We start from the raw sequence: 854 nt of genomic DNA, 5'->3' as shown, positions 1-854 counted from the left end.
TAGGACTTTAAGTTCATATCAGACATCATCATAGTGGCAATGGTACGGGAATCAACTTTATCCGTTTTCGTCTTTCTAAGGCTGAGACTTTTTCTGTAAAGATTGGTATGTAACGGATTGATAACGTAGGTGGTCAGACCTTTATCAAGAAGAAATCCCAGAAGATTGTAACTGTAGTGTCCGGTGGCTTCCAGTCCTACTTTTACTTTGGTTAAATCATCTGAAACGGATTCGACTCTTTGAAATAAGGTTTCAAACCCCTTACGATTGTTAGGTATGGTAAAAGATTTGAATAATACTTCACCATCTGAATTTGTGAGAAAGCAGTCGTGCTTATCTTTGGCAACATCAATTCCAACGTAAATCATAAGAAATCTCCTTTGAATAAATTTGATACTGTTTAGAGCCACAGGTACTCTTTGCGATTGTAACCTCGTTCTAAATAAACCGTCATGCGGTATCTAACTGATTAACAACTATACAAAGAGACTGTGGTTGTAGCCTTTCGTAAACCATCGAATGGTAGGAGGTTTTAAACAATCCACAGTATCTCCAACAGTATAGCATATAGACCTTGGAGAGGGTCTATAAACACTACTACTTTATAATACGAGGAGGAAATTATGGAGAAAAAAATGACATTTAATTATTTTTACGGTACTGAAGCTGATCAGTTCAGCTTCTACCGCATACCAAAAGCATTATTTACAGACAGTTACTTTAAAGATTTATCAAGCGATGCTAAAATTTTATACGGACTGATGTTGGATCGAATGTCTCTTTCCATCAAGAATCAGTGGTTTGACGACAAAAACAGAGCATATATCTACTTTTCTATCGAAGATATCATGGAA

Annotated in this window: 2 protein-coding genes; one reads left to right on the top strand and one right to left on the bottom strand. The window is 36.2% G+C overall.

Translation table 11 applies throughout. The annotated features are described in order from the left end of the window. Positions 1 to 368, bottom strand: a 368-nt coding sequence (locus ACYQ35_RS11210) for an IS110 family transposase (RefSeq protein ID WP_459833604.1), incomplete at its 3' end; no start/stop codon positions are given. 255 nt (positions 369 to 623) lie between these two features. On the opposite strand from ACYQ35_RS11210, the gene ACYQ35_RS11205 reads away from it, so the two are divergent. Further along, positions 624 to 854, top strand: a 231-nt coding sequence (locus tag ACYQ35_RS11205) for a replication initiator protein A (RefSeq protein ID WP_459833601.1), incomplete at its 3' end; no start/stop codon positions are given.

The sequence above is a fragment of the Faecalimonas hominis genome (assembly GCF_054660755.1).
The sequence above is the reverse complement of the archived record's forward strand: the minus strand, read 5'-3'. Positions and strand labels throughout refer to the sequence as shown.